This window comes from Paenarthrobacter sp. E2MeOHC11, from assembly GCF_058744955.1.
In genome coordinates, this window is sequence record NZ_CP196673.1 from 4,743,198 (window position 1) to 4,767,806 (window position 24,609).

Annotated in this window: 20 protein-coding genes; 7 read left to right on the forward strand and 13 right to left on the reverse strand. The window is 61.9% G+C overall.

The window, feature by feature from the left end:
- Nucleotides 1-73: 73 nt before the first annotated feature.
- Entirely contained in the window at nt 74-1,012 is a 939-nt protein-coding gene (locus ACSSVG_RS21960) for a LysR family transcriptional regulator (RefSeq protein WP_231340965.1), read from the reverse strand.
- A 238-nt stretch (nt 1,013-1,250) separates the two neighbouring features.
- Here ACSSVG_RS21960 and ACSSVG_RS21965 point away from each other — a divergent pair, with 238 nt between their 5' ends.
- The 3 genes from ACSSVG_RS21965 to mtr all read left to right on the forward strand — a co-directional run bounded on the left by ACSSVG_RS21965 (nt 1,251) and on the right by mtr (nt 5,761).
- On the forward strand, nt 1,251-2,369 hold the full coding sequence (locus ACSSVG_RS21965) for a PrpF domain-containing protein (RefSeq protein WP_492416307.1): 1,119 nt from the start codon (nt 1,251-1,253) through the stop codon (nt 2,367-2,369).
- 12 nt (nt 2,370-2,381) lie between these two features.
- Complete coding sequence (locus tag ACSSVG_RS21970; RefSeq protein ID WP_253468154.1) at nt 2,382-3,827, forward strand: SLC13 family permease; 1,446 nt, start codon at nt 2,382-2,384, stop codon at nt 3,825-3,827.
- A gap of 521 nt (nt 3,828-4,348) precedes the next feature.
- On the forward strand, nt 4,349-5,761 hold the full coding sequence (gene mtr, locus ACSSVG_RS21975; protein ID WP_492416310.1) for a mycothione reductase: 1,413 nt from the start codon (nt 4,349-4,351) through the stop codon (nt 5,759-5,761).
- Between the two features lie 40 nt (nt 5,762-5,801).
- On the opposite strand, the gene ACSSVG_RS21980 is transcribed toward mtr, so the two are convergent.
- Nucleotides 5,802-6,743, reverse strand: a complete 942-nt coding sequence (locus ACSSVG_RS21980) for a LysR family transcriptional regulator (RefSeq protein WP_492416312.1) — start codon at nt 6,741-6,743, stop codon at nt 5,802-5,804.
- Nucleotides 6,744-6,814: 71 nt separating this feature from the next.
- On the opposite strand from ACSSVG_RS21980, the gene ACSSVG_RS21985 reads away from it, so the two are divergent.
- Nucleotides 6,815-8,563 (forward strand): L-aspartate oxidase, encoded by a 1,749-nt coding sequence (locus ACSSVG_RS21985; protein ID WP_492416314.1) that lies wholly within the window; start codon nt 6,815-6,817, stop codon nt 8,561-8,563.
- Between the two features lie 564 nt (nt 8,564-9,127).
- Nucleotides 9,128-9,274, forward strand: coding sequence for a hypothetical protein (locus ACSSVG_RS21990; protein ID WP_253468150.1), 147 nt, complete (start codon nt 9,128-9,130; stop codon nt 9,272-9,274).
- 315 nt (nt 9,275-9,589) lie between these two features.
- Here the strand turns inward: ACSSVG_RS21990 and ACSSVG_RS21995 are convergent, their stop codons facing one another.
- A complete protein-coding gene (locus ACSSVG_RS21995) occupies nt 9,590-10,204 on the reverse strand; it encodes a TetR/AcrR family transcriptional regulator (protein ID WP_253468149.1) in 615 nt (204 codons plus the stop codon).
- 76 nt (nt 10,205-10,280) lie between these two features.
- On the opposite strand from ACSSVG_RS21995, the gene ACSSVG_RS22000 reads away from it, so the two are divergent.
- Both ACSSVG_RS22000 and ACSSVG_RS22005 read left to right on the forward strand, forming a co-directional pair.
- Entirely contained in the window at nt 10,281-10,781 is a 501-nt protein-coding gene (locus ACSSVG_RS22000) for a cupin domain-containing protein (protein WP_253468148.1), read from the forward strand.
- Nucleotides 10,782-10,947: 166 nt separating this feature from the next.
- Nucleotides 10,948-11,628 (forward strand): MBL fold metallo-hydrolase, encoded by a 681-nt coding sequence (locus ACSSVG_RS22005; RefSeq protein WP_253468147.1) that lies wholly within the window; start codon nt 10,948-10,950, stop codon nt 11,626-11,628.
- Nucleotides 11,629-11,876: 248 nt separating this feature from the next.
- Here ACSSVG_RS22005 and ACSSVG_RS22010 read toward each other — a convergent pair whose 3' ends face one another.
- The 10 genes from ACSSVG_RS22010 to ACSSVG_RS22055 form a co-directional block, all read right to left on the reverse strand.
- Entirely contained in the window at nt 11,877-13,478 is a 1,602-nt protein-coding gene (locus tag ACSSVG_RS22010) for an ATP-binding cassette domain-containing protein (protein WP_253468146.1), read from the reverse strand.
- Nucleotides 13,471-14,316 (reverse strand): ABC transporter permease, encoded by an 846-nt coding sequence (locus ACSSVG_RS22015; RefSeq protein ID WP_253468145.1) that lies wholly within the window; start codon nt 14,314-14,316, stop codon nt 13,471-13,473. The genes ACSSVG_RS22010 and ACSSVG_RS22015 overlap by 8 nt, the downstream gene beginning before the upstream one ends.
- Entirely contained in the window at nt 14,300-15,241 is a 942-nt protein-coding gene (locus tag ACSSVG_RS22020; RefSeq protein ID WP_253468144.1) for an ABC transporter permease, read from the reverse strand. The genes ACSSVG_RS22015 and ACSSVG_RS22020 overlap by 17 nt, the downstream gene beginning before the upstream one ends.
- Before the next feature lie 32 nt (nt 15,242-15,273).
- Nucleotides 15,274-16,824: an ABC transporter substrate-binding protein gene (locus ACSSVG_RS22025; RefSeq protein WP_253468143.1), complete on the reverse strand. Its 1,551-nt coding sequence runs from the start codon at nt 16,822-16,824 to the stop codon at nt 15,274-15,276.
- Nucleotides 16,825-16,988: 164 nt separating this feature from the next.
- The gene (locus tag ACSSVG_RS22030; RefSeq protein ID WP_492416319.1) at nt 16,989-18,032 is read right to left on the reverse strand and encodes an NAD(P)-dependent alcohol dehydrogenase; all 1,044 of its coding nucleotides are present in this window, start codon (nt 18,030-18,032) and stop codon (nt 16,989-16,991) included.
- Nucleotides 18,033-18,120: 88 nt separating this feature from the next.
- The gene (locus ACSSVG_RS22035; protein ID WP_492416321.1) at nt 18,121-19,617 is read right to left on the reverse strand and encodes a CoA-acylating methylmalonate-semialdehyde dehydrogenase; all 1,497 of its coding nucleotides are present in this window, start codon (nt 19,615-19,617) and stop codon (nt 18,121-18,123) included.
- A 59-nt stretch (nt 19,618-19,676) separates the two neighbouring features.
- A complete protein-coding gene (locus ACSSVG_RS22040; RefSeq protein WP_253468141.1) occupies nt 19,677-20,657 on the reverse strand; it encodes a D-2-hydroxyacid dehydrogenase in 981 nt (326 codons plus the stop codon).
- Nucleotides 20,654-21,766: a tartrate dehydrogenase gene (locus ACSSVG_RS22045; RefSeq protein ID WP_253468140.1), complete on the reverse strand. Its 1,113-nt coding sequence runs from the start codon at nt 21,764-21,766 to the stop codon at nt 20,654-20,656. The genes ACSSVG_RS22040 and ACSSVG_RS22045 overlap by 4 nt, the downstream gene beginning before the upstream one ends.
- The gene (locus ACSSVG_RS22050) at nt 21,763-23,313 is read right to left on the reverse strand and encodes an aldehyde dehydrogenase family protein (RefSeq protein ID WP_253468139.1); all 1,551 of its coding nucleotides are present in this window, start codon (nt 23,311-23,313) and stop codon (nt 21,763-21,765) included. The genes ACSSVG_RS22045 and ACSSVG_RS22050 overlap by 4 nt, the downstream gene beginning before the upstream one ends.
- Nucleotides 23,314-23,328: 15 nt before the next feature.
- Entirely contained in the window at nt 23,329-24,606 is a 1,278-nt protein-coding gene (locus tag ACSSVG_RS22055) for an NAD(P)/FAD-dependent oxidoreductase (protein WP_253468138.1), read from the reverse strand.
- Between the last annotated feature and the right edge of the window lie 3 nt (nt 24,607-24,609).

Here is a 24,609-nt window from a genome sequence, read left to right on the forward strand (position 1 = left end):
GTTTTGGCCAAGTCTACGAGTAGAGGCCCAAGAGTGTTGATGTCGACGTCGATGGGATGAGCGCCGCCCTGCCTCAGAGATAATCCGCACCCCGTTCTCGTGCAATTTCCAGAAGCGTTGAGTGGAAAGCCACCTCCGCAGGCGCATACACCTTGTCCTGGCGCTGGGCAAGGAGTACCCGTCGCTGTGGCGCGTCAGCTCCAAGGCTGAGGATCCTGACATCCGGGTGCTGCAGGGCGACCGCTGTCTTGGGAACCATCGCCACCCCCATCCCGACGCTGACCATGGCTTGGGCCTCCTGGTAATCGTTGGCCAGGAATCCAATGCTCGGCTCAAAGCCGGCGTCGTGGGCGGATCGGTGAAGTACCTCCACCACCGGGTGGGCCTCCGCACGGACTATCCACGACTCCGTTCGGAGCTCTTTCATGGTCACTTGATCACGGTCAGCGAGGGGGTGCCCCTTGGCCACCAGAATCACCGTGCTCTCCTGGAAGACTTCGGTGATTCGAATGGACTCATCATTGAAGCGGTTCCATGGGTAGTCCCACAGCAAGCACAATCCGGTCACTCCGGACTCCAGGTCCGAGACGAGCTCGTCGAATCGGGCGCTGCGCACCGAGAGGCCGATCGCAGGATAGCGCTTCTTGAAGGCGCGGATCACCAAGGGCAAGAATGAACCGGCCAAGGTGGGAAACGTACCGACTGTCAGCGAGCCCCGCTTCAGGCCGGCGATTTGGCCAAGGTCGGACCGGGCCGCGCGCATCTGTCCTACGATCTTTCGCGCGTGTCCTGCCAACACCTGACCGGCCTCAGTGGGAACCACTCCGCGGGATCGGCGATTCAAAAGTGGCTGCCCCACTTCCTGCTCCAGCTTCCGCAACTGCTGCGAGACGGCCGAGGGCGAATACATCATGATGTCAGCCGCCGCCGTGATGGACCCTTGTTCCACCACCTCCACCAGGAGGGCGAGCCGCCGGATATCGAATAAATCCACATTCTCATCCTTAAGCAATGCTTCATCCTTCCTCGTATTTGGTTCATTCTATGCAGTTAACCGTTCGTAGGGGCTGTTGTAGAGCCCAATCGATATGAGCAGGAACGCAAGAGAAGATCCCTGGAGACTGCTGCGACTGTGAATGAAGCAAGTCTTCACTCCCCCCAATCTATCCAACATTGTCTTCATATGTGATCCGCATCATCCTCGTAATAGGCCACAGATTCACAAAGAGCCACGGGAAGCAGGGAACACCATGAAGATAGAAGCCGAATGGATGCGCGGAGGCACCAGCAAGTGCTGGGTCTTTGAAACGGACCATCTGGATAAGGCACACGCCAAACTGGATGATCTCCTGCCCCGGCTCTTCGGGAGTCCGGATTCCCGCCAAATTGATGGGGTGGGCGGAGCTACCTCGACTACAAGCAAAGCAATGATCCTCAGCCGATCTGCAGTAGAGGACGTCGACGTCGAATTCACCTTCGCCCAGGTGGGGATCGAAGAGGCCGCTGTCGATTGGGGCAGCAACTGCGGCAACTGCTCGGCAGTTGTGGGTCTCTACGCCATCGAAAAAGGGTGGGTTGTGCCCACCGGCGATTCCACGCGCATCGTCACACGCAACACCAACACCGGCCAGATCATCATTCAGCGGGTCTCAACTCCAGCCGGCGCCCTGCCGATCGTTCCGGATGCGCAGATGCCCGGCGTCGTGTTTCCCGGTTACAGAGTAGGTCTCGGCTTCCAGGATCCTGCCGGCAAGACCACGGGAAAACTGCTGCCCACCGGCGCAGCAACCGACACACTCGTGGCCGGCGGAACAAGCTGGACCGTCTCGATGGTCGACGCCGGAGCGCCAGTCGTGGTTGTACGCGCCGAAGAGTTGGGGCTGGACACCGCCCGCTTCGACACATGGAAGGCCGGCGTTGAACTGCAGTTGGACACCCTGGATCTTATCCGTCGCCAGGCCGCAGTCCGCATGGGAATGGCGGCAACGCCCGCTGACGCCGCGCGGGCAGTCCCCAAGCTTGCAATCGTCGGACCCCCTACGGGGCCGGACGCAGAAGACGACGTCAACGTCATGATGCTCTCCATGGGTAAACCGCATCCTGCCCTGGCCATCACCGGCAGCATTGCCCTGACTCTCGCCGCCCGAACGCCCGGCACTGTGCTCAACACCATTACAGGCAGGACATCGGAAGCAGTCCTGAGACTCAGGACACCTGCCGGGGTCATCGAAACCTGGAGCGAGGAACACGAAGGGACCCTTCTGGTGGGCGTGGACCGGACAGCCCGCACCATCGCGACCAGCATCATCCACCTCCCGGAGACTCTCGGCAACGCAGTCGAAGCCTCACTAGCAACAGCCACTCGATGAGGAGAAACCACCATGGCTAAGACTATTTACCAACCAGCTCCCGAGGCAGAGAGCGACATCCGGGAAGAACGTTCCCCGCGACCCATTAACCGCCGCCGTATCCTGCTGATAACGGTTGCCGCTTCCGTCATCCTGGGTCTGGTTGCCATCCTGTTCGGGGGTGCCATCTTCAACCCGGCGGCTACCCCGGAATCGGAGCCGACCATGACCGCCACCCAGATCATCCCGCTGGTCATCCTCGTGGTGATGTTTGTCGTCGCCACCAAATGGCCCTTGAACATCGGTGTGATGGGACTCGTAGCCTCCTTCGGCGTCGGCTACTTCATGCTCGGCATGACCGACAAGGAGATCCTGGCCGACTTCCCCGCCAACATCGTGATCACTATCATCGGCGTCACGTATTTCTTCAGCATGGCCCAGCGGAACGGGACCATCGACATCATTGTCCAGAACTGCGTCCGGCTTGTGCGCGGCAAGACGTTGTTACTGCCGTGGGTCTTCTTCCTCCTGGCAGCGTCGCTGACCGCGTTGGGCACGTTCTCCCCCGCCGCCGTCGCATTGCTGGCCCCTGCCGCCATTGGCTTGGCCTACGAATCACGCATCCACCCCGTCCTCATGGGCGCCTTCATTATCAACGGAGCCCATGCAGGCGGCTTCTCCCCACTCTCTGTCGCCGGAGTCCTGGTCCACGACATCGCGGTGAAGAACGGCTTCCCGATCTCCCAAGGCGCCCTCTTCGCTTCCAGCTTCACCTTGAACCTCATCCTGTCAGTCGCGACCGTGGTGCTGTTCGCCCTCCTGGGAAAACTCCGCGACGGCGCCACGGGCCAGCACGCCGATCTGGAGACACGCAAGACCCGGCCCCACGGCCAGCAGATCCTCACCCTGGCACTCATCGTCGCCATGCTGGTCTGCGCCCTGGGTTTCCACATGCCAATCGGTTTCGTGGCCCTCTCCGCCGGGCTCCTGCTGGCACTGGTCAACATCAAGGAACACCGGACCTTCATCGGCGGAATTTCCTGGTCAACCGTCCTGCTCGTAGCCGGAATGATCACCTACGTTTCCCTGCTGCAACACGTAGGGGTCATCGACACCCTCGCCGAGCAAGCCCTTGCACTCGGCGCACCGCTCCTGATCGCCCTGGTGCTCTGCTACGTCATCGGCGTCGGCTCGGCCTTCGCCTCGTCCACCGCACTTCTGACCGCCTTCATCCCCTTGGCTGGTCCCCTGCTGGCAACGAGCTCACTCAGTGCGTCGGGAACGGTGGCCGCCCTAGCCATCGCCGCAACCGTCGTCGATGTTTCGCCGTTTTCCACCGACGGCGCCCTGGTGGTGGCCAACGCCCGCGAAGACGACCGTCAGCGCGTCTACAAGCAGCTCATGATGTACGCCGGCGGAGTAGTCCTGGTGGCACCCGCACTTGCGTGGGCCTTGTTGGTACCAACCGGCATCATGTAAGCATCATTGCCCGAAAGGCTGCCGGCATCATTGATCGGCCGGCGTGGGGATTGCGCCTTGCACACCATCGCAACAGGTAGCCCGAGAGACGGGCGCAAAAGCGCAAAGACTCACACACCTCAGGCAGGGCGCCACACCGGCGGCCCTGCCTGGGGTTTTTGTGCGGGACCTCGTGAACGGCGGCAATGATTCCGACGAACGAGGTCTGCATTCAAGTGAGGTGCGGAGCAATGGGTGCTCAGCGGCGGCACCCTCGATCTCGTGTCCCAGACCCGGTCGCATCTCGAGCGGATAGCGCCAACGATCCTTGTCAGCGGCGCCACAGTTGATCTATCGAAGCCACCGTCAACATCTTCCTCATCATCCATGAGAGCCGAAAGACTTCCACAGCCCGCACCCGGCGAGCAGCTGGACCCGCACAGCACCACTTTGGTTTCCGGGAACACTTAGGCATCGCACGGGCGTCCCGTTCGCGCCGAGTTCAGTAAGGTGGAGAAGACCCCGGAGTGAGGACCACCCAGATGCCCACCAATGCCAGCAAGACCACCGTGGATCGACACTACGACCTGGTCATCATCGGCACCGGGTCGGGGAACTCCATTCCCGGACCTGAATTCGACGACCGGTCGATCGCGATCATCGAGAAAGGGTCGTTCGGCGGAACCTGCCTGAACGCAGGCTGCATCCCGTCGAAGATGTATGTGCACACCGCCGACACCGCGCTGGATATTGTTGAGTCCGGGCGCCTGGGCCTTCAAGCCACGGTCGACTCGGTGGACTGGCCGGGCATCGTCAACCGGATCTTCGAGAACCGCGTCGACCCTATCGCCGCCGCCGGTGAGGAATACCGCCGTGGCCCACAGTCCCCGAACATCGACGTCTATGACCAGCACGCCGTCTTCGTCGGAGAACGCACCTTGCGCACTGGCCAAGGCGCCCAGCAGAGAACCATCTCCGGTGACCAGGTGGTTATCGCCGCAGGGTCCCGGCCGTTCATCCCCGATGCCATCACCGCGTCGGGCGTGCGCTACCACACCAACGAAGACATCATGCGGCTCCCGCAGCTACCCAAGTCCTTGGTTATCATCGGTGGTGGCTACATCGCCATGGAGTTCGCCCACGTCTTCGAGGCCCTGGGCACGGACGTCACGATCATTGCCCGCTCCACGCTCCTGCGGAACCTCGACGATGACCTGCACCACCGGTTCAACACCGTGGCAGCCGACCGTTTCGACGTCCGGTCCGGCCGGACCACCATCGGCGCCGATCAGACAGACCATGGCATAACTGTCAGGCTCGACGACGGCTCCTCCGCCACCGGGGAGGTACTGCTGGTCGCCACCGGGCGCATCCCCAACGGGGACCTGCTGGACCTGCCAGCCGGCGGAATCGAGATGACAAACGACGGGCGCATCAAGGTCGATGAGTATGGTCGGTCAACCTCCGCCGCAGGTATCTGGGCCCTCGGCGACGTCTCCTCGCCCTACATGCTCAAACACGTGGCCAACGCCGAGATGCGGGCCGTGCGACACAACCTGCTGAACCCGGATAACCTGCAGGGAATGCCGCACGACCACGTCCCCGCCGCCACCTTCACCCACCCCCAGATCGCCACCGTCGGTATGACCGAATCCCAGGCCCGCGACCACGGCCATAAGGTCACGGTCAAGGTCCAGGACTACGGGGACGTCGCCTATGGCTGGGCCTTGGAGGACACCACCGGTATCTGCAAACTCATCGCCGACCAAGACACCGGCAAGCTCCTCGGCGCCCACTACATGGGCCCGCAAGCATCAACCCTGATCCAGCAAATGATCACCGTCCTGGCCTTCGACCTCGACGTCCGCGAGTTTGCAGCCAAGCAATACTGGATCCACCCCGCACTACCCGAAGTCACCGAAAACGCCCTGTTAGGCCTCACCTTCAGATCCTGACGTCGCCCTGCCTTGGTTGGCCGGCCTGCCCGGCGTTCCGTCAAGTACGTGGCGCTGCCGTCACCAGGCGCGACAGCTCGGTCCCCGGTGCCGCGAGCCGGTCCACAGTGTCGAAGATGAACTGCTGCATTGCGGCGGTAGCCACTGAAGGCCCGACGTCGTTGCGACGGGCAAGGTTGACGGTCCGCGTCAGGGAGGGGCGAACCAAACGTGCACTGCGTAGCCCGGGACGGTCGATGACCACCATTGCCGGCACGACCGCCACGCCCAACCCGCGTTCCACAAACCGAAGTACGGCGTCCATTTCCCCACCCTCGACGGCAATCAGGGGCTCTAAACCGGCCGCGGCGAACGCAGCATCTGTCGCCACGCGCAGCTCATAACTGCGGTTGAAGGCCACTTGCGGCACGCCTGCGAGTGCTTCGAGCGTGAATTCTTCCGGCGACCCCGATGTGGCGGCGGAAATGACCACCAGTTCCTCGGAGAGAAGCGGGACCAACTCAATGCCGGGAGCAGAGGGGTCTGTTCCGCGCGTGACCACCAGGGCCAGATCCAGCGTGCTTTCGTTAAGCGCTTCAACCAGAAAACGCGAACCGCCTTCAGTGATGTGCAATTCCACTCCCGGATGGGCGCTGCGGAAAGCGGCCAGCACATCGGCCACCAGCGAAACGCACAGCGTAGGTGGTGCACCAAGGCGAACGCGGCCGCGGCGCAGTCCCGCAAGCTCCTGAATCTGGTCCTGCGCTGCCTGCGCGTCGCCGAGCATGCGGCGGGCAATGGGCAGGAGCAGCTCTCCCGCATTTGTCAGCGTGGCCCCTGCAGGTCGACGGTCAAAGAGCGCCGTACCGAGATGGGCCTCCAGTGTGGCGATCTGTCGGCTCAGTGACGGCTGAGCGAGATACAGTTCCTCGGCCGCGCGTGTGAAATGCCCTACACGGGCGACCATCTCGAAGGAGCGCAACTGGTCTAATTTCATGGTCATAGCATAAACGCATCAGCCTGAGCAGGATAATTCATTGGAGACATCGATGAACTCCTCCTACCGTTGTTGATATGAACCCTTCTTCAGCTCCAGAACGTCTCTTGTCCACTTCAGTGCTGGTCATCGGCACCGGCGGCGCCGGGCTGCGCGCCTCGATTGAACTCGCCCAGCGAGGAGTGCAGGTGCTGGCTGTAGGTAAGCGTAGAAAGCACGATGCACATACGAGTCTGGCCGCCGGGGGCATCAACGCCGCCTTGGGCACCATGGACCCGGAAGACAGCTGGGAGCAGCACGCCGCCGACACCTTGCGGGAGTCGTACTTCCTGGCCGACCCGACCATTGTCGAAACGGTTGCGCGGCACGCTGCCCGCGGTATCGAGGACCTTGAACAATGGGGGATGCCGTTTGCTCGCGAAGAGGACGGCCGCATCTCCCAGCGCTTCTTCGGCGCGCACAAATACCGCCGCACTGCCTACGCCGGAGACTACACCGGGCTGGAGATCCAGCGCACGCTGATGCGCCGGGCCGCCGAGTTGAGCGTTCCCATCATCGACACCGTGTACATCACCCGGCTGCTAGTCGCCGACGGCACCATATTCGGCGCCTATGGATTCGACGTCGTAGACGGCACCCCTGTGCAGATCCACGCCGATGCCGTCATCCTGGCCGCCGGCGGCCACACGCGCATCTGGCGCCACACCTCCTCACGACGCGACGAGAACACCGGCGACTCCTTCAGGCTGGCCGCCCTGGCTGGTGCCCGGATACGTGACGCCGAACTGGTCCAGTTCCACCCCTCAGGCCTGCTGGACCCGGACGACGCCGCGGGCACATTGGTCTCCGAAGCGGCACGCGGAGAAGGCGGCAACCTCACCAACGCACTCGGTGAGCGCTTCATGGAACGTTACGACGCCGAGCGGATGGAGCTCTCCACCCGGGACCGGGTTGCCCTTGCCGGCTTCACCGAGGTCGCAGAAGGCCGTGGGACTGCGAAGGGCGGCGTCTACCTGGACGTCTCCCACCTGCCTCGGGAGACCATCATGGAAAAACTGCCCCGGGTCTACCGCACCCTGATCGACCTTCAAATGCTGGACATCACCACTACCAAGATCGAGATCGCGCCCACCGCCCACTACTCCATGGGCGGAGTCTGGGTAGCACCGGAGGACCACGGAACGGGAGTGAACGGGCTGTACGCCATTGGAGAAGCATCCTCGGGCCTGCATGGAGCCAACCGTCTCGGTGGCAACTCACTGATCGAACTACTCGTCTACGGGCGCATTACCGGCGAGCACGTGGCCGAATACGTGCGTTCGCGCACCGATGTCCGTCGGGATCCGGCAGCGGTCGGGCTGGCCCGCAACGAAATGCAGGGCCTGCTGAACGGAAAGGGTACGGAGTCAGCGCGTCGGTTGCAGCGTGAACTGCGCAATGTCATGACCGAACATGCCGGTGTGGTGCGCACCGAGCAGGGGCTGCAAGAGGGACTGCGGAAGCTGGCCGATCTGGAGGAACGGGCCCGTTTCGTTACGGCACACCCGGACATCGCGGGGTTCGACGACCTGGCCCACGCCTACGACCTGCTGGGATCGCTCCTCGCCGCGCGGGCCACCTTGGAGTGCGCGCTTGAGCGTCGCGAAACCCGCGGTGCCCACAACCGGGCAGACTTCCCAGCACTTGATCCGTCACTGCAGGGCAACTTTGTTTGGTCCCCAGGCGAAGGCGTCAGCTTCGAAACGCTGGCCCCGGCTCCAGACTCCTTCCGAGCCTTGGCCGAGGCCCACACCGAGGACTCCGTCGCTGGCAAGCTTGTCGAGTGAGGCATGAAGCTGCCGCATTCCGGTTCGAGGGCCGATACCGGTTGCCTATTGCGTCGGGAACGCAGAAGACTGATCTTCACATGCGCCAGATTGCCAAGGCGGTTTTATACGGCAGGGCGGGGACACATGATCATCGCTTTGGCGTCCGGCGTAAATCAATACGGGGCGCATAGCCCCGCCGCCGGCTGACCACGATGACTCCCCGCCGAACAGTCCACGTCGTGACTACCTGCCCAGATTCTTAGCCTTCAGCCTAAAAACTACGGGCCAACCACTCTCCATTAGTGGTCCACAGAAAGCCCACGCAGTGCAGCCGCACTGCGTGGGACCGTGGTGTCCCATTTCGGCGTCAGCTCCGATTCGCTCGATACCTCATGGGCGGAGCGGTGGCTGCGGAACCACGTGATGGGAAAGATCCCCGGAGGACGCCATGATTCTCAGTAACGTCCTCGGCAGCGACGTGTAGAACAGCAATGGCGAGAGACTCGGACGTCCGGTTCGCCCTGGACTCCGCCCCAAAAACAACTGCTCAGCCAAGCCAGGTTGGTCGGCATCATAGTGAGCTTGCGGTCGGCATCATCGTTCCTGGCATACGAACGCCAAGGGCTGACGCAGCCCTTGGCGTTCGCGCAGCTCCTGGGCCGGTACCACAGAGGATCGTTCCTGGCGCAATGGAAAGACATCGCCCGGATGGGGGGCCGCGTCACGTGATACTTCATTCGGGTTTTGCGGCCTGCGATGCGCGGCTGACGCGATAGGACCCCGAGGACCTTGCCGCTAGGCACGACGTGGGCAGGTCGACCCATAAACAACATCGCAATAGGTCAGGCCTGCCATACTCCCAGCCACCGCGGAAGCGGGTATGTCGCGACCGCCGTCACTGAGGGACCGCCCCGCTCTCAAATCGCTGCCCAATTGCCTGTTTGCGGGATGCTCTGGGTCGTTCTGACCCTATCCGTTGAAGATCGATTCGCGCTCGCTGACCTATACCTCTTCATCGCTAAAACTACGCCCAGGAAAAGTGATTCATTCGTGGGCGGCAAGTCCATGGCTGAGGGCGTGGGCCAACAGAGCGCTGGCCGTCCATCGCATCGAGGCGGTAGCCTCTTCTCGACTCAGACCACCAATATCGGTCAGCCACACCAATGACTCGATTCCAATGGCACTCCTGATGGCCAGGACGAGCCGGTGAATCTGGGCCTCCGTCAGTGTCCCTTCAAGGGGTGTGAGGGCTTCGGTGATCCAGGCGATGGCCCGTCCCTGCCGGAGGGGAAGACCGTTGCCATCAGAATCAGTTTGCTCCAGCGAAAGCCTCAGCATGGTGCGTTGCTGGGATTCGGTGTCCACGATGATCCTGATGAATTCCGAGACCACTGCGTCCAACCGCTCCTTCACGCTTTCCGGATGCGGCACCGGCAACAGTGATGCCCGGCTGGTTTCCGGATGCGCGGCGGCGAGCAGCTCCCGCTGGCCCGGGAAGTACCTATAAGCGGTACTCCTCGCGATCCCGGCGGCCTGCGCGGCGTCGTCAACAGTGGGTGAAATCCCTGATGCGACGAGTGTGCGGGCAGCCTCAACAAGGGCGTCAAACGTGCGCCGCTTCTGCCCCGTCCTTCCGACCTCAACATAACCTCTTGACATGTCATTCATGGTACATGAGTCTTGTTATGGGACATGTGTCTCACAAGTCTTCCTTTTGACCATTGAGGCGAACACCATGGAGACGAACAAGACCGCATCAGCAATCGTCCGACAGCCAGGAGAAGGTTCCCGACGTTGGTTCTATGGCGGAGGAGTGCACACCTGGAAGGCGACCGAAGACGAAACCGGTGGAGCCTTCCTTCTTTTTGAAGACGAGATGGCTCTCCATAAGGTCACTCCCCTGCACACCCATCCTGACGCCGACGAAACCATGTACGTCCTGACCGGGGAAATCCTGATGCACATGGACGGAACCGAGCATAGGCTCTCCGCGGGTGGCGTGGCGATTGCACCACGCGGCGTTCCCCACGCCTTCAAGGTCCTTCAGGACGGAACCCGAGTCCTGTGTCTCCATACCCCAGGAAGCGCGCAAGCTTTTTACAACGAGGCCAGCGAGCCGCTCGCTCCCGGAATGGATGACGGGGAGGTGGACTTCAATCGCATTCGAGAGTCAGGGAGGCTCAATGGCGGTATCCACATCATCGGCCCGCCGCCTTTTCCCGAGCCCGGGATCTGACCGGTGATCGGGTCCGGACCCCGGCCCAATATGATGTGGGCAGCAATGAGGCACCATTGACTCCTGCCCGGAGTACCTGACAGGGCTTCGACAGCTCATCGCCGTGAGACCTCGTTCCCGGCTTTACTGCCTTCCGGAATGGGGCATGCGGTGGCACGATGCCTTCATGACCAACAATGACCCGGGAAAACCCCGTGCTGCTGCACCTCAGTTCTTTCTGGAGCCGATCATCCAGCAGATCCATCTGCCGGCTGGAGTAGCCGGGGCTTTGGAGTTGGACTTTGACGTTCGATGCTTTCTTGCGGGGGGCGCGTCCGGGCTGGTTCTGATCGACGCAGGGCTTGAAGGCAGCGCATCGGCGATAGAACAGGCGCTGGGACGCCTCGGAGCGGAATGGGCGGACATCACGGATCTCGTCCTGACCCACTCGCATCCAGACCATGTCGGCGGGTTGGCAGAAGTGGCCTCAAAAGCGCCCGCAGCGGCCATCTGGGCCGGGGGGCCCGACATCCCCACAATCCCATCAGATACACTCATCCGCCCGCTCTCGGACGGGGACCATGTCCGCGGAATGCGCACCCTACTGACACCAGGACACACAGCCGGTCATCTCAGTCTGCTCCACGACGACTCAGGCGTCCTGTTCGTCGGGGACACAGTAGGCACAACGAACGGGGCCATGACACGTGGTCCTTCCCAGTTCACGGCGGATGCCGCCGAAGCTGAACGTTCACTGCTCAAACTCAGCCGGTTGGAACCAACAAGAATGATTTTCTCGCATGGACCCGAGGTCCCCGACCCGGTCGCTCAACTCCGCCGGCTCCTTGACCAATCCGTGCGGGACTGAATCGGGTGGGCGAACGCAACGGCTCACAGACCCTGGACCACCTCCCCCATATTCCTTCTTAATGCCGCGCCGACTATACGGACAAAAACCAACCCCAAAAGCACTCGGTCAGCCGTACAGCTGACGTCTCACGTGGAAATGGCCCTCCAAACGGGGTGCTTGCTTATCGGTGTCATCTCGCTATCGCCACGGGTCGACGCATAAAGCCCGGCGGAACGTCCCCACGGGAAAGAGTCGGTTCCAACCAGTTAGCTCACTGCCCTGATCTTCTTCAGGTGCAGCCCCCGGCAAGGGATCGCCGCTGAGACGAGGTCTTGGCTGTGTTGGTGCTGCGGATCGGCGAAGAACTTCTTGGTGCCGGTCAGTTCCACCAAGCGACCTTGGAAGAGGACAGCAACCCGCTGGCACATGTGCCGCACCACGTCCATGTCGTGGGTGATGACAATAAGGGTCATTCCGCGCTCCCGGTGGAGGCGCTGAAGCAGATCCAGAATGGTCCGCTGGGTCAGCGCGTCCAGGGCGGATGTGGCTTCGTCGCAGATGAGCACTTCGGGTTCCATCAGCAGTGCCCTGGCGATCGTGACGCGCTGCAACTGGCCACCGGAACATTGACTTGGGTGCCTGTCCAGCAGGTCAGGGTCCAATTCGACCTCCACCATAGCCGCTTCGAGCCGCTGGCTCCGTTCAGCAGATGTCAGTTCTTTGCGCGGTCGGAGCGGCGCTTCAAGGCTGGCGCGCAGCGTCATCCGGGGGTCAAAGGAATCGTGTGGTTCCTGGAACACCAGCTGCACGGCAGTGGGGGCACTCGTTGCCCCTGCGGCGAGGGCCCTGGTGATACTTCCCCCGCTGATTCCTTCCAGTCCAACAATGGCCCGGGCAAGGGTACTCTTCCCGGATCCGGATTGGCCGAGAACACCCAGGATCTCACCCTGCTTCACATCGAGGGAGACCGAGTCCAAGGCTGGACGCTCACGGCCACCCCAAATCCGACGTTTGCCGGAGCCGAAGTGCTTGACCACATTAGTTAGTGTCAGGACGCTACGCCCGGTTGCCGCGGTGTCAGCGGTGCTGGTCGGTGTCAGGTTGGACGCGTCCAGGAGTTTGCGCGTGTAGGCAGTCTTGGGACTTCCCAGCACAGCTTCGGTGGCGCCCGATTCCACGATCCCTCCGGCCTCCATCACCAACACCCGATCGGCGAAGGCGGCCACGGAGGCCAGGTTGTGCGTGATGTAAAGGATCCCCAACCCACGCTGGATCCGTTGCCGGTCGAGCAACTCCAGGATTTGCTGCTCCAGTACCTTGTCCAGCGCGGAGGTCGGCTCGTCGGCCAGCAGGATCTCGGGTTGGCCAGCCAAGGCCACGGCCGTCATGGCACGCTGCGCCATGCCACCGGACAACTGGTGCGGGTACGCCCGGGCCCCCCACGCAGGGTCCTCAAAGCCGACGTCGGCCAGCAACTCGTGCACCTTCGCATCAGCAGCCCTGCCCCGAAGGCCGACGTGGACCTTCAATGGCTCCTTAAGATGCTTGCCGATGGTTCGGTTCGGGTTGAACATCCTTTTGGGTTGCTGGAACAGCATCCCAAGTCGACCGCCCCGGATGCGATTCAGCTCTGCCTCGGGCGCGCTGCCCACGTCCACACCACCGTGCCTGATGGAGCCGGACGCAATCTGCAATTGCCCAGGCAACAACTGCAGTATGGACCTGGCTGTCATGGTCTTGCCGGAGCCCGAACCACCCACCAATGCGACGAACTCGCCCGGCTTTACGGAAAAACTCACCTTGGAAAGCACAGTCCGCTGTGTTGCGGTGCTGCGAACAGTCAGGTCCTCAACGATGAGTTCAGACATGCTGGCCCTCCGCCACAAGAACGTCCACGGGTTCACCGGTCCGACGTGATGCCCGCTGGCCGATAAGGGTCACACACAATGCCACCAGGAAGATGGCGAGGCCGGGAGCAAAGATGCCCCACGGCGCCCTCTCCGCATACGGCTGGGCGGCAGCCAGCATCGATCCCCAGTCAGACTGCGGCGGTTGGACGCCAAGCCCCAGGTAAGACAAGGCACCCACGCTGATCAGCAGTTGCCCGAAGCGCAGCGTCGCCTGCCCCAGCATTGGTGCGGCCAGATGCGGCAGGATGTGCCGGACCACAATGAACGACGGCGAACAACCGACCACCCGCGCTGCTTCCACGAAGCCGCGTGCCGAGATGTCATAGGCCAGAGTCCGGGCCAGCCGCGCAAACGGCGTCCACCCTGTCACGGTCAGCGCCACCAACAGCGACGTGAAGCCGGTCCCCATCGCAGCCACAATGAAGAGCGCCACCACCATCTCAGGCAACGCGAGCAGGACGTCATTGGTGCGGGTGAAGAACTCATCCATCCAGCCTTTGCGGCGGGCGCTGAGGACACCGATCACCAAACCTATGACGCCGGTGAGCACGGTGGCCAGTGCGGCAACCAGCAAAGAGAAGCGACCGCCGTCGAGCAAGCGGCTGAGGGTGTCCCGCCCGAGGTGGTCCGTTCCCAGCCAGTGCGTGGCGCTGGGCGGTGCAAGACGTTCGGCGAGGTTTTGATCATCCGGAGGGAAAGGTGCCAGCCATGGCGCAGCTGCCACGGCTACAACTATCAGGACGAGAATCACGACGGCGGCGGCGTCGATCGCTGAACGGTTACGCAAGGGCGCCACTCACTTTCGGGCTCAGGATCCGGTGCAGGAAATCGGCAAGTGTGGTGATCGCGACAGCCAACGCCACTACCACTACCACGCCTCCTTGGGCCAGGGGGATGTCGCTGTTGACCACGGCATCAAACAGGAGCCTGCCCATGCCTGGTATCGCGAAGATCACCTCCACAATGACCGAGCCTCCCAGCAGCCCCGCGAACCACACCGCGAACAGGGTGGACAACGGGACCAGGCCATTGGGAACAACGTGCCGCATGACGGTTTGCACGTGGCTCAGCCCCCGGGCTCGTGCGGCGGAGATGTGTTCTGCTTCGAGGGCATCAATCATTCCCGAGCGCACAACCGATGTGAAGAAACTAATGGGCCGTAATGCCAGCGTCACCGCCGGCAGGACGATGGACGAGGCCGTGTTCCAACCTGCAGAAGGCAGCCAGGACAATTTGAGGGCGAACAGGAGCACCAACAGCGGAGCCAGCCAGTATTCAGGCATTGCGATGAAGGACTGGGTAACCGTAGTGATCAATTTGTCGGTTCTACTGCCTTGTTTCAGCGCGGCCACAATCCCCAAGGGCAGCGACACCACCACCGCGGCGCCCAGGGCGACGATCACCAGGCTGAGGGTAATGCCCAACGCGGGCATCACCTGGTCAACCACGGGTGTCCTGCTGATATGGGATAGCCCCATATCCCCCCTGAAGAAGTCACCCAGCCACCTCAGGTACTGGACGTGAAGGGGATCGTTGAGTCCCAGGCTCTCACCCAAGGCTCGAACGGTGGCGTCATCCACCACGTCCTCGGCGACGCGGGAGCGGATGATCTTCCGGACAGGATCGCCCGGGGTGACGTAGGGAATCAGGAAAACAGCAAAAGACGACAGCAATACGGCGACCATGAGGGTCGCCGTCCGCTTCGCAAGGAACGTGATCATGCGATTTTGGTTTGTCGGTCTCAGTTCTCTGGCTAGGAGCCGGATTTGGCCGTTTGGGCGGTCAGGACGTAGCGGGAAAGCGGATCCTGGACGTAAGACAGGACGTTGCTGCGAACGGCGTCGGTGGCCTGTTCATTGACGAGCCAGAGGTTTACCGCCTGGTCATCCAGCAGCTGACCGGCCTTGGCATACAGCTTGTAGCGTTCCTCTGTGCTGGAGGTACGGGCTGCTTCGGTGACGATCGCGTCGTATTCTTCGCTGCAGAAGTGGCTGAGGTTGTACGTGCCTTTGCAGGTGTAGTCGGCCGTCAGGAAGCCAATGGGATCGGCAATGTCAATGAGCCGGTTGCGCTGGCTAAGGATCATGTCGTAGTTCCCGGCTAGAACATCGGGCTCGGCGGAGGCGTATTCCTTGGCTTGGATACTGACCGGGACACCGATGCTCTTCAGGTTGTCCTGGATGACTGTAGCAACGTCGGCGAACTCTGCACGCTCTACGATCGCGATGATTTCCAGCGGCTTCTCCGTCGTGTATCCCGCACTAGCGAGAAGCTTCTTCGCTTCTTCAACGTTCTGCTTTGGTGAGCTCGCATTGGTTGACGCCCACGGTTCTGAAGGCGCATAGGGTCCGGCGGCCGGAAGTGCAGCGCCCTCGTAAACGCTGGCGGCCAACGCCTCCAAGTCGAGTGCCGAGCGTAATGCCTTGCGGAAATCGATGTTGTTGAATGGAGCCTTGCCGTTGTTCATATACAGCGTGGCCGTGCGCGGTGAGTCTGCCTTCAGCACGGAGACTCCGGGGGCATTCCCAAGCGTGGACAGGGCAGATGCCGGGATGGACAGGGAAATGTCTGCCTCGCCGGTTTGGACTTGCGCCGCGCGTGTTGCGCCGTTCGTGATGAAGCGGACCTCCGCCCCGGCAAGCTGCACTTCTCCGCCCCAATAATTTTCGTTACGGTCCAGCGTCAGAGACTGCTTGGCTTTCTCCGAAACCGGAGTGAACGGGCCGGTGCAATGACCGAAGGGATCAACAGTGGCGCCTGCATAAGCCGCAGAAGCCAGAATGCCGGTGTTGACGCTCGCAAGGCGGAACGGCACGAGTGGGTCCTCCTCGGGCGTGGTCACGCGAACAGTCTTGGCATCGATTGCTTGGACAGCACTAACAACGCTGGGGCTGAACGCCCTGGCAGGCACTTTTGCCTTGAGAACGTGGTTCAGGGAAGCGGCTATAGCTTCGGCGGTGAGATCGGTGCCGTCCTGGAATTTCACGCCATCACGGACGGTGAAGTCCCATTCCAGCGGTGAGGTCTGCTTCCATTCCGTAGCAAGGAAGGGAACCACTTTTCCCTCGGCGGAATCGTACTTGGTGAGGGTTTCCAAGCAGCCGGACAATGACAGGATGTACGCGGCGTCGGACTCGGGGGCCCAGTTGGCCACGGGTGCGCGGAAGTTATCCACGACGATGCGCTGGTTGGTGTCCGCCAACTTCTCGGTGGTCGTCGGCTGGCCGCCACTGAGGCCACAACCGGAAAGAGTGAGGAGGGCTGCCAGCCCAAGGGCTGCCGTGGATCGGCCGGGAGTGCGCAAAGGGAACCGCCTGCTGTTTATGCCCGAACGGGAGGGGCATGGGAGAGAGTGAAGAATATTTAGGTTAGCCTTACCTAGCCACCTGCGGGAAATAACGCTAGCGGGCCGACGTAACAACACTCCCGGTCCCGCGTAACAGTGTGTTCGAGCCCACGGGCAGTGTTTTAGAAGGTGTCGGCGTCGATGACGAACCGGTATCGGACATCGCTCGCCATTACCCGCTCGAAGGCTTGGTTAATCTGGTGCGCCGGAATGACTTCCACCTCCGCTCCGAGCCCGTTGGCCGCACAGAACTCCAGCATTTCCTGGGTTTGGCGGATGCCACCCATTTTGGAACCCGTGAGGTTTCGTCGCATTCCAATGAGGGACCACGCACGCTGGCTCAATGGTTTCGAGGGAAGGCCCACAAGGACCATGGTGCCGCCCATGGAGAGTAAGGACAGGTAAGCATCCATGTCGATGTCCGCAGAGACGGTGTTGATGATCAGGTCCAACTGGCCCTTCAAATATTCGAAGGTTGTGGCTTCGGACGTTGCGTAGTAGCGATGTGCGCCGTGCCGGAGGGCGTCCTCCTGCTTCTTCAATGATTGGCTGAGGACTGTCACTTCGGCTCCCATCGCAGAAGCGATCTTGACGCCGATGTGGCCAAGTCCGCCCATACCGATGATGGCCACGCGTTTCCTTGGCCCTGCCCGCCATTGACGCAGCGGCGAGTACATGGTGATGCCCGCACACATCAGGGGCGCCGCGGCTTCGAGGGAAATGCCGTCGGGGATGCTCAGGACGTAGTTCTCGTCCACCACGATGCTTGTGCTGTAACCTCCGGCAGTTGGAAGGCCGTCCCGGCCAAACGAGTTGTAGGTGCTCGTTGCCCCCTGCAGACAGTACTGTTGCTCCCCTTCACGGCAGTTGGCGCATTCCCTGCAGGAATCAACAAAGCAACCTACCCCAACCCGGTCCCCCACTGAGTGACTGGTGACCTTTCGGCCGGTAGCTTGCACCACGCCGGTGATCTCGTGACCAACCACAAGAGGGTACTTAACTCCTGCCCAGTCGCCGCGTGCAGCGTGGATGTCGGAATGGCAGATCCCGGTGAACCTGATGGCGATCAGCACATCGAAGTCACCGGGATCCCGTCGTTCCACGGCGCCAGGCCCAAGGTCCGATGTTGGAGAGGAAACGACATAGGCCTTGGCGTTGATTGGCATACCACTGGGTCTTTCCGTGTCTTCGGGGCTGGGCACACGCCGCCCGGGCTCCCTGGCCGAGCTTGCGAGGCGAGGGTGGAGGTGGGGATTAGTTGGAGGGGAAGTTGTAGGAGGCGCCGGAGGCGTGGGTGGGTTCGGGCCAGCGGGAGGTGATGACTTTGCCGCGGGTGTAGAAGGAGACGCCTTCGGGGCCGTAGATGTGTTTGTCGCCGAAGAGGGAGTTCTTCCAGCCACCGAAGGAGTGGTAGGCCACGGGGACGGGCAGCGGCACGTTGATGCCGACCATGCCTACGGTCACGGAGCGCTGGAACTTGCGGGCGTTCGCACCCGAGGAGGTGAAGATCGCCGTCCCGTTGCCGTACGGGTTTGAGTTGATCAGTCGGATGCCTTCGTCCAAGTCCGCGACACGGACCACCACCAGGACCGGGCCGAAGATTTCCTCGGTGTACGCGGTCATTTCGGCCGTGACGTGGTCGATCACGGTAGGCCCAACCCAGAAGCCGTCTTCGTGGCCGGGGACCACCAGGTCGCGGCCGTCCACCACCATCGCGGCGCCGGCGGTTTCGGCTTCGGTGACGATCTTGACGATGCGTTCCTTGGAGGCCGGGGTGATGACTGGGCCCATCTCGGCGTCGGGCTCGGTGCCGTTCTTGACCTTCACGGCCAGGGCGCGTTCCTCGACCTTCTTCACGATCAGATCCGCAGCGTCCCCCACAGCAACGGCGACGGAGATGGCCATGCAGCGCTCCCCCGCGGAACCGAAAGCAGCAGCAGCGAGGTGGTCGGCGGCGTTGTCCAGGTCCGCGTCGGGCATCACGATGGCGTGGTTCTTCGCCCCACCCAAGGCCTGGACCCTTTTGCCGTGCTTGGTGGCGGTCTCATGGACATACTGGGCGATCGGAGTGGACCCGACAAAGCTAATCCCGTCCACGTCCGGGTGGGTCAGCAGCCCATCGACCGTTTCCTTGCCGCCGTGCAGGACCTGGAACACGCCATCGGGCAAGCCGGCCCGCTTCCACAGCTGGGCCAGCAGCATCGGGGCGGACGGGTCACGCTCGGAAGGCTTAAGGATGAAGGCGTTGCCCGTGGCGATCGCCATCGGCGCCATCCACAACGGCACCATGACCGGGAAGTTGAACGGGGTAATACCAGCCACCACGCCCAGGGGTTCGCGGAAGGAGAAGACATCAATGCCGGTAGAGACCTGGTCCGAGTAGTCGCCCTTGAGCAGCTGCGGGATGCCACAGGCGAACTCGATGACCTCCAGGCCACTGCCGATCTCACCCTTCGCATCGGAGAGGACCTTGCCGTGCTCGGCAGTGATCAGCTCGGCGAGTTCGTCCACGTGCGCTGCGACGAGTTCACGGAACTTGAACAACACGGCGGTGCGCTTGGCCAGGGAAATATCGCCCCACGACCCGGCAGCCTTCTTCGCAGCAGCAACGGTGGTGTTCAGGTCTGCCTCGTTGGCCAGACGCAGTTCAGCGGAGATCTGGCCGGTCGCCGGGTTGTACACCGGCCGGGTACTGGTCCCCTCGCCTGCGGACTCGGCGCCGTTGATGAAGTGGTTGATGGTGAGCGTCAACGTTTAAGTGCTCATGGCAAAGTCCCTTTGGAAGCTGAATAGGTAGAGGTAAGGAGGAATCAGGGAACGGGAACGAACCCGAGTTTTTTGTCCACAACGTTCTGCAGTGGTTCTCCCCGGCTGAACCGCCAGAGGTTTTCGACGAACAGCTTCCCAAGATCGTCGAGGTAGTCCTCGGTGTCGCCGCTCATGTGTGGAGTGAGGATGACATTGTTCATGCTCCATAGCGGGTGTTCAGGCGGCAGTGGTTCCGGGTGCACCACGTCGAGCGCGGCCCCGGCAATGGATCCCGAGCGCAGTGCGTCCACCAGGGCATCAGTCTGAACCAACTCTCCGCGCCCCACATTGATGAGATGTGCTGTGGGCTTCATGGCGGAAAGGACGTTGGCGTCCACCAAATACTTGGTGTCTTCGGTCAGCGGTGCGGCCAGTACAACGTAGTCAAAGTCGCGGACAATCACGGCCAGATCCCGGGAGGAGTGGATCTCATCAAAGTACTCATCCCCTGGTCGGCTGCTGCGTCCGGCACCGCTGACGCGCAGGCCCACGGCACGGAACAGGGCCGCGATCTCCTGTCCGATTGACCCTGTCCCGACCACCAGCACCCGCTGGCCTTGGATCTTCCGGGTGACCCGGTGCTTCCAACGCCGGGCCTGCTGGAGCCTCAGCGAGTCCTGGGAATCCTTGGCGATGTCCAAGACAAATCCAAGCGTAAATTCGGCGATTGAACGGCTCAGGACACCACGCGAGTTCGTGTATACAACGTCGCTGTTAATCAGATCATCGAAGAGGAGTTGGCTGACGCCGGCCGCTGAAACGTGGACCCATTTCAGTGATGAGGCCGCAGCCCAGTTCTCACGCAGTGCAGGCGAGAAGGAATGCCATTGGTACAGCACATCCGCACCGTCCATTGCTTCAGCGAGGCCGTCTGCCGTGGTCAGGCGCACGTCAGCCAATTCCTCGATCTCGTCCAATCCGGGCGGCAGAGCCTCCCGATACAGGAGTGCGACAACCGGCCGCTTGCGTTCGGCTATCGTCATGACGACGCCGTTGCCGGCTTTCCGGCCGGGCTCGCATCCAGCGAGACAACAGCCCTCAAGACATCGATGGCAGCCAGCACGGCGGCAGTGAATTCCGAGGTCGACGAGGGTCCTCCGACGTCGCGGGTGCCCAGGCCCTCGCGCAGCACTGATTCGAAGGCCAGCTGCAGGTGCTCGGCAGCTTCCGGGTGGCCCAGGTGCTGGAGCATCATTGCTCCGGACCAGATCTGGCCTACCGGGTTGGCCAGTCCTTTGCCTGCGATGTCCGGGGCTGATCCGTGGACGGGTTCGAAGAGGGACGGGAAGTCACCTTCCGGGTTCAGGTTGGCGCTGGGGGCTACGCCGATGGAACCGGTAACGGAGCTGCCGAGGTCGGAGAGGATGTCGCCCAGCAGGTTGGAGGCGACAATGACGTCGAAGGTCCAGGGTTTCAAAACCAAGTGGGCAGCCAGCGCGTCCACCAGTTCGCTCGAGAGCGTCACGTGAGGGTACAGGCGGGTGGTTTCTTCCACTACTTCGTCCCAGAACGGCATGGTGTGGATGATGCCGTTGCTCTTGGTGGCCGAGGTCAGGTGACCCTTCCGGGTTGATGCCAACGATGCTGCGTAGTGTGCGGCACGCGATACTCCCAGACGGGTGAAGATGGTTTCTTGGACGGCTGTCTCATGGGGCAACCCGCGATAGGCGCGGCCGCCGACCTCCGAGTACTCCCCTTCGTTGTTTTCACGCACGATGAGGATATCTATCGGTTCCTTGTTTGCCAGGGGTGACTTCACGCCGTCGAGCGTTTTCACCGGGCGGAGGTTGATGTATTGCTGGAATTCGCGGCGAATGGGAATCAACAGGCCCCACAAGGATTCAGCGTCCGGAACTTCCGGTGAGCCGACGGCGCCCAGGAAGATCGCGTCATGCTGCGACAGCTGTTCCAGCCCGTCATTGGGCATCATTCGCCCGTGCTCGCCGTAGTAGTCCGAGCCCCAGCCGAAGTGGGTGAACTCAAGGTTGATGGAGTGGAGCTGCGCGATCCGTTCGAGGCATTCAATGGCTGCGGGAACAACTTCTTTTCCGATTCCGTCGCCCGCGATAACTGCGATCTTATGGGTCGTCATGATGCATTCCGTTCTGAGGTGGCATTGAGTTGCTGCCAGCGGGTGGCGGGTTCGGCCAATTTGATGATGGTGCTTTTGGGTTCGGTCATCTCGCGGACCGCGTGTTTGACGCCTTCGCGGCCCACCCCGGATTTCTTGAAGCCGCCGAAGGGCATTGAGTCAATCCGTACATCGCTGGTCTCGTTGATCACCACGGCACCCACGTGCAACTTGTCGGCTATGGCCAGGGCCAGCTCGATCGACTCCGTGAATACGCCGGCTTGGAGCCCGTAATCGGAGTCGTTGGCGGCACGGATGGCATCGGCGATCTGGATGAACGGCAAGATACTGACCACGGGGCCAAACACTTCCTCGCGGATGACCAGGGCGTCTGGGGGCACGTCCGTGAGCACTGTTGGCTGGTAGAACGCGCCGTGTCGCTGGCCACCCACATGGACCGTTCCGCCAGCGCTTTTGGCCTTCTCCACCCATTCCTCCACCCGGCGGGCCTCGGCTTCAGTGATCATCGGCCCGACGTCCGTGGCGCGATCGAACTTAGCCCCGACACGAAGCGTCCGGGTTCCAGCGACCACCTTTTCAAGGACTTGATCGAACAGGGAGATGTGAACGTAGACCCGTTGCACGGACAGGCAGTTTTGGCCTGCCACTCCGAAAGCGCCGGCCACTACCGCCTCGGCAGCGGCGTTTGCGTCTGCGTCCGCGCAGACGATCGTTGCATTGTTGCCGCCGAGCTCGGAAAGGATCTTCTTTGCTCCCGCGGCGGCAGCGATACGGTAGGCAGTCTTCGGTCCACCCGTGAAAGAGATGAGGTCCACCTGAGGGTCGGTCACGATCGCTTCTGAGACGCCCGGCCCCGAGACGATTGCGGCAAGGCGACCTGCGGGGACGCCCGCTTCCAACAACAGTTGGATCAGGGCAAGGCCGGTGAGTGGCGTTCGGCCTGAGGGTTTAAGCACGACGCCGTTGCCCCCGATCAGTGCCGGGCCCAGCTTGTGTGCCACGAGATTGAGCGGATCATTGAAGGGGGTGATGGCCGCGATGATTCCCACTGGCTTGCGGTTGTACCAGCCGATCTTATTCGCCCCGACGATACTGTCTTCAAACGCGAGCGTCTCTCCGACGAGTTCGCTGGACGCCGCAGCGGATAGTCGCAACGTCTCTATGCACCGGCGCACTTCACGCTCAGCCTCGTTGATGGTCTTGCTGCTTTCTGCGGCGATGATCTCCGCGAACCGCACGCTCTGGCCCGTAAGCAGCAGTGCAGCACGTTCCAGGGCCTCCCGGCGGTCCCGGAGAACCCAATCATCTTCCTGGAGGTGGCGATGAATGAAGGCAACCGCACGGCGCACATCCTGAGGGGAAGAAGAACACACAGCGCCCAGCAGGACGCCGTCTTCGGGATCCCGGACTTCAAGGATCCTGTCAACCGTTTCCCAACGGCCTTCCAGGAAGGCACCGCCAGGCAGGGCGGCAATACTTGCCCGCCTGTAGGCAGTCTCCTGCCCTGATTTTGGGCGCGCTGCAGCGTCTTTGGTTGATGAACTCATGGAAACCTTTTCCTGCTACTTGATCCGGTCGATGACTTTTGCCGCTGCGCCGATGAAGGGCAGGAACCACGGCGGGCCGAAGTGGCCCGGCACTGGCGGGTTCTTCAGGTCTTCCCACACATTCGCCTGCTTGTCCCCTGCCATGTAGTGGGCCATCCTCTTGCCCATGTGTGCGGCCATCTGTACACCATGGCCGCTGTAGCAGAGCGAGTAAAACAGTCCGTCATGAACGCCGGCGTGCACCATCTGGTCCATGGACAGGTCCACCAGGCCACCCCAGATGTAATCCACCTTGGCGTTGGACAGGTATGGGAAGAGCTCAGTCATGGCGCTATGCAGGATCTCGCCACTCTTGACATCCGATTCCGGATTGGACATGGCGAACCGCGCCCGGCCACCGAAGAGCAGCCGGTTGTCAGGGGTAATCCGGAAGTAGTACGTCAGCATCTTGCTGTCCGAAGCCTGTCGCCTGTTCGGGAGAATTCGATTCACCACTTCTTCGGGCAAGGGTTCGGTGACGATGATGAAGCTGCCCACCGGAATCACGCGGCGCTGAAGCCAGGGAGTGACGTTGCCGGTGTAGCCGCTGGTGGCAACCAGGACCTGTTTGGCCCGGGTTATTCCCCGGGTGGTGTGGACGTCATGCACGGTGCCCGAAACCTTCTTCAGCTCAGTGACGCTTGCGTTCTCGCAGATGTCAGCTCCATGGTCAGCGGCCACTTTTGCCAGCCCGTGAACGAACTTCCCCACGTGCAGGCCCGCCCCCAGGGGGTCCATCATTGCACCCTGGTAAAAGTCTGTTCCGATTTCGCTGTGGATCTCGGACTTAGGGATGACATTTACGTGGTGATCCACAAGGTTGGCGAGCAGCTCCTGGGACTTCAGGAAGCCGTCGTAGTGTGACTTGTGGAACGCGAGGGAGAGTTTGCCGAAACGTTTGTAGTCGCAGTCGATGCCGTTGTCGTGCACCAGCTTCTCGATGGTTTCGATGGCGTCGTTGTATTCCCTGAACATCTCAACGGCTCGTGGGGCCCCGTACCGTTTGACTGCCGTGCTGAAGCCAATGGCCAAGCCAGTGGTAGCCATGCCCCCATTACGGCCCGACGCGCCCCAACCAACGGTATGGCGCTCGAAAACGGCCACGCTGGCGCCTTGCTTGGCGAATTCAAGTGCTGCGGATAGACCGGTAAAGCCGGCACCAATGATCGCAACATCAACGTTTTCCGGGACCGGAGTGCGGCGGTAATCGCCGGATGGCTCAGCAGTATCGAGCCAGTAGGGAACAAGTTTCACGGG

What these genes read in the sequence shown, in the direction of transcription:
- ACSSVG_RS21965 (WP_492416307.1), top strand. Translation starts at nt 1,251, where the DNA reads ATGAAGATAGAAGCCGAATGGATGCGCGGAGGCACCAGCAAGTGCTGG.
- ACSSVG_RS21970 (WP_253468154.1), top strand. Translation starts at nt 2,382, where the DNA reads ATGGCTAAGACTATTTACCAACCAGCTCCCGAGGCAGAGAGCGACATC.
- mtr (WP_492416310.1), top strand. Translation starts at nt 4,349, where the DNA reads ATGCCCACCAATGCCAGCAAGACCACCGTGGATCGACACTACGACCTG.
- ACSSVG_RS21980 (WP_492416312.1), bottom strand. Translation starts at nt 6,743, where the DNA reads ATGACCATGAAATTAGACCAGTTGCGCTCCTTCGAGATGGTCGCCCGT.
- ACSSVG_RS21985 (WP_492416314.1), top strand. Translation starts at nt 6,815, where the DNA reads ATGAACCCTTCTTCAGCTCCAGAACGTCTCTTGTCCACTTCAGTGCTG.
- ACSSVG_RS21995 (WP_253468149.1), bottom strand. Translation starts at nt 10,204, where the DNA reads ATGTCAAGAGGTTATGTTGAGGTCGGAAGGACGGGGCAGAAGCGGCGC.
- ACSSVG_RS22000 (WP_253468148.1), top strand. Translation starts at nt 10,281, where the DNA reads ATGGAGACGAACAAGACCGCATCAGCAATCGTCCGACAGCCAGGAGAA.
- ACSSVG_RS22005 (WP_253468147.1), top strand. Translation starts at nt 10,948, where the DNA reads ATGACCAACAATGACCCGGGAAAACCCCGTGCTGCTGCACCTCAGTTC.
- ACSSVG_RS22010 (WP_253468146.1), bottom strand. Translation starts at nt 13,478, where the DNA reads ATGTCTGAACTCATCGTTGAGGACCTGACTGTTCGCAGCACCGCAACA.
- ACSSVG_RS22020 (WP_253468144.1), bottom strand. Translation starts at nt 15,241, where the DNA reads ATGATCACGTTCCTTGCGAAGCGGACGGCGACCCTCATGGTCGCCGTA.
- ACSSVG_RS22030 (WP_492416319.1), bottom strand. Translation starts at nt 18,032, where the DNA reads ATGCCAATCAACGCCAAGGCCTATGTCGTTTCCTCTCCAACATCGGAC.
- ACSSVG_RS22040 (WP_253468141.1), bottom strand. Translation starts at nt 20,657, where the DNA reads ATGACGATAGCCGAACGCAAGCGGCCGGTTGTCGCACTCCTGTATCGG.
- ACSSVG_RS22045 (WP_253468140.1), bottom strand. Translation starts at nt 21,766, where the DNA reads ATGACGACCCATAAGATCGCAGTTATCGCGGGCGACGGAATCGGAAAA.
- ACSSVG_RS22050 (WP_253468139.1), bottom strand. Translation starts at nt 23,313, where the DNA reads ATGAGTTCATCAACCAAAGACGCTGCAGCGCGCCCAAAATCAGGGCAG.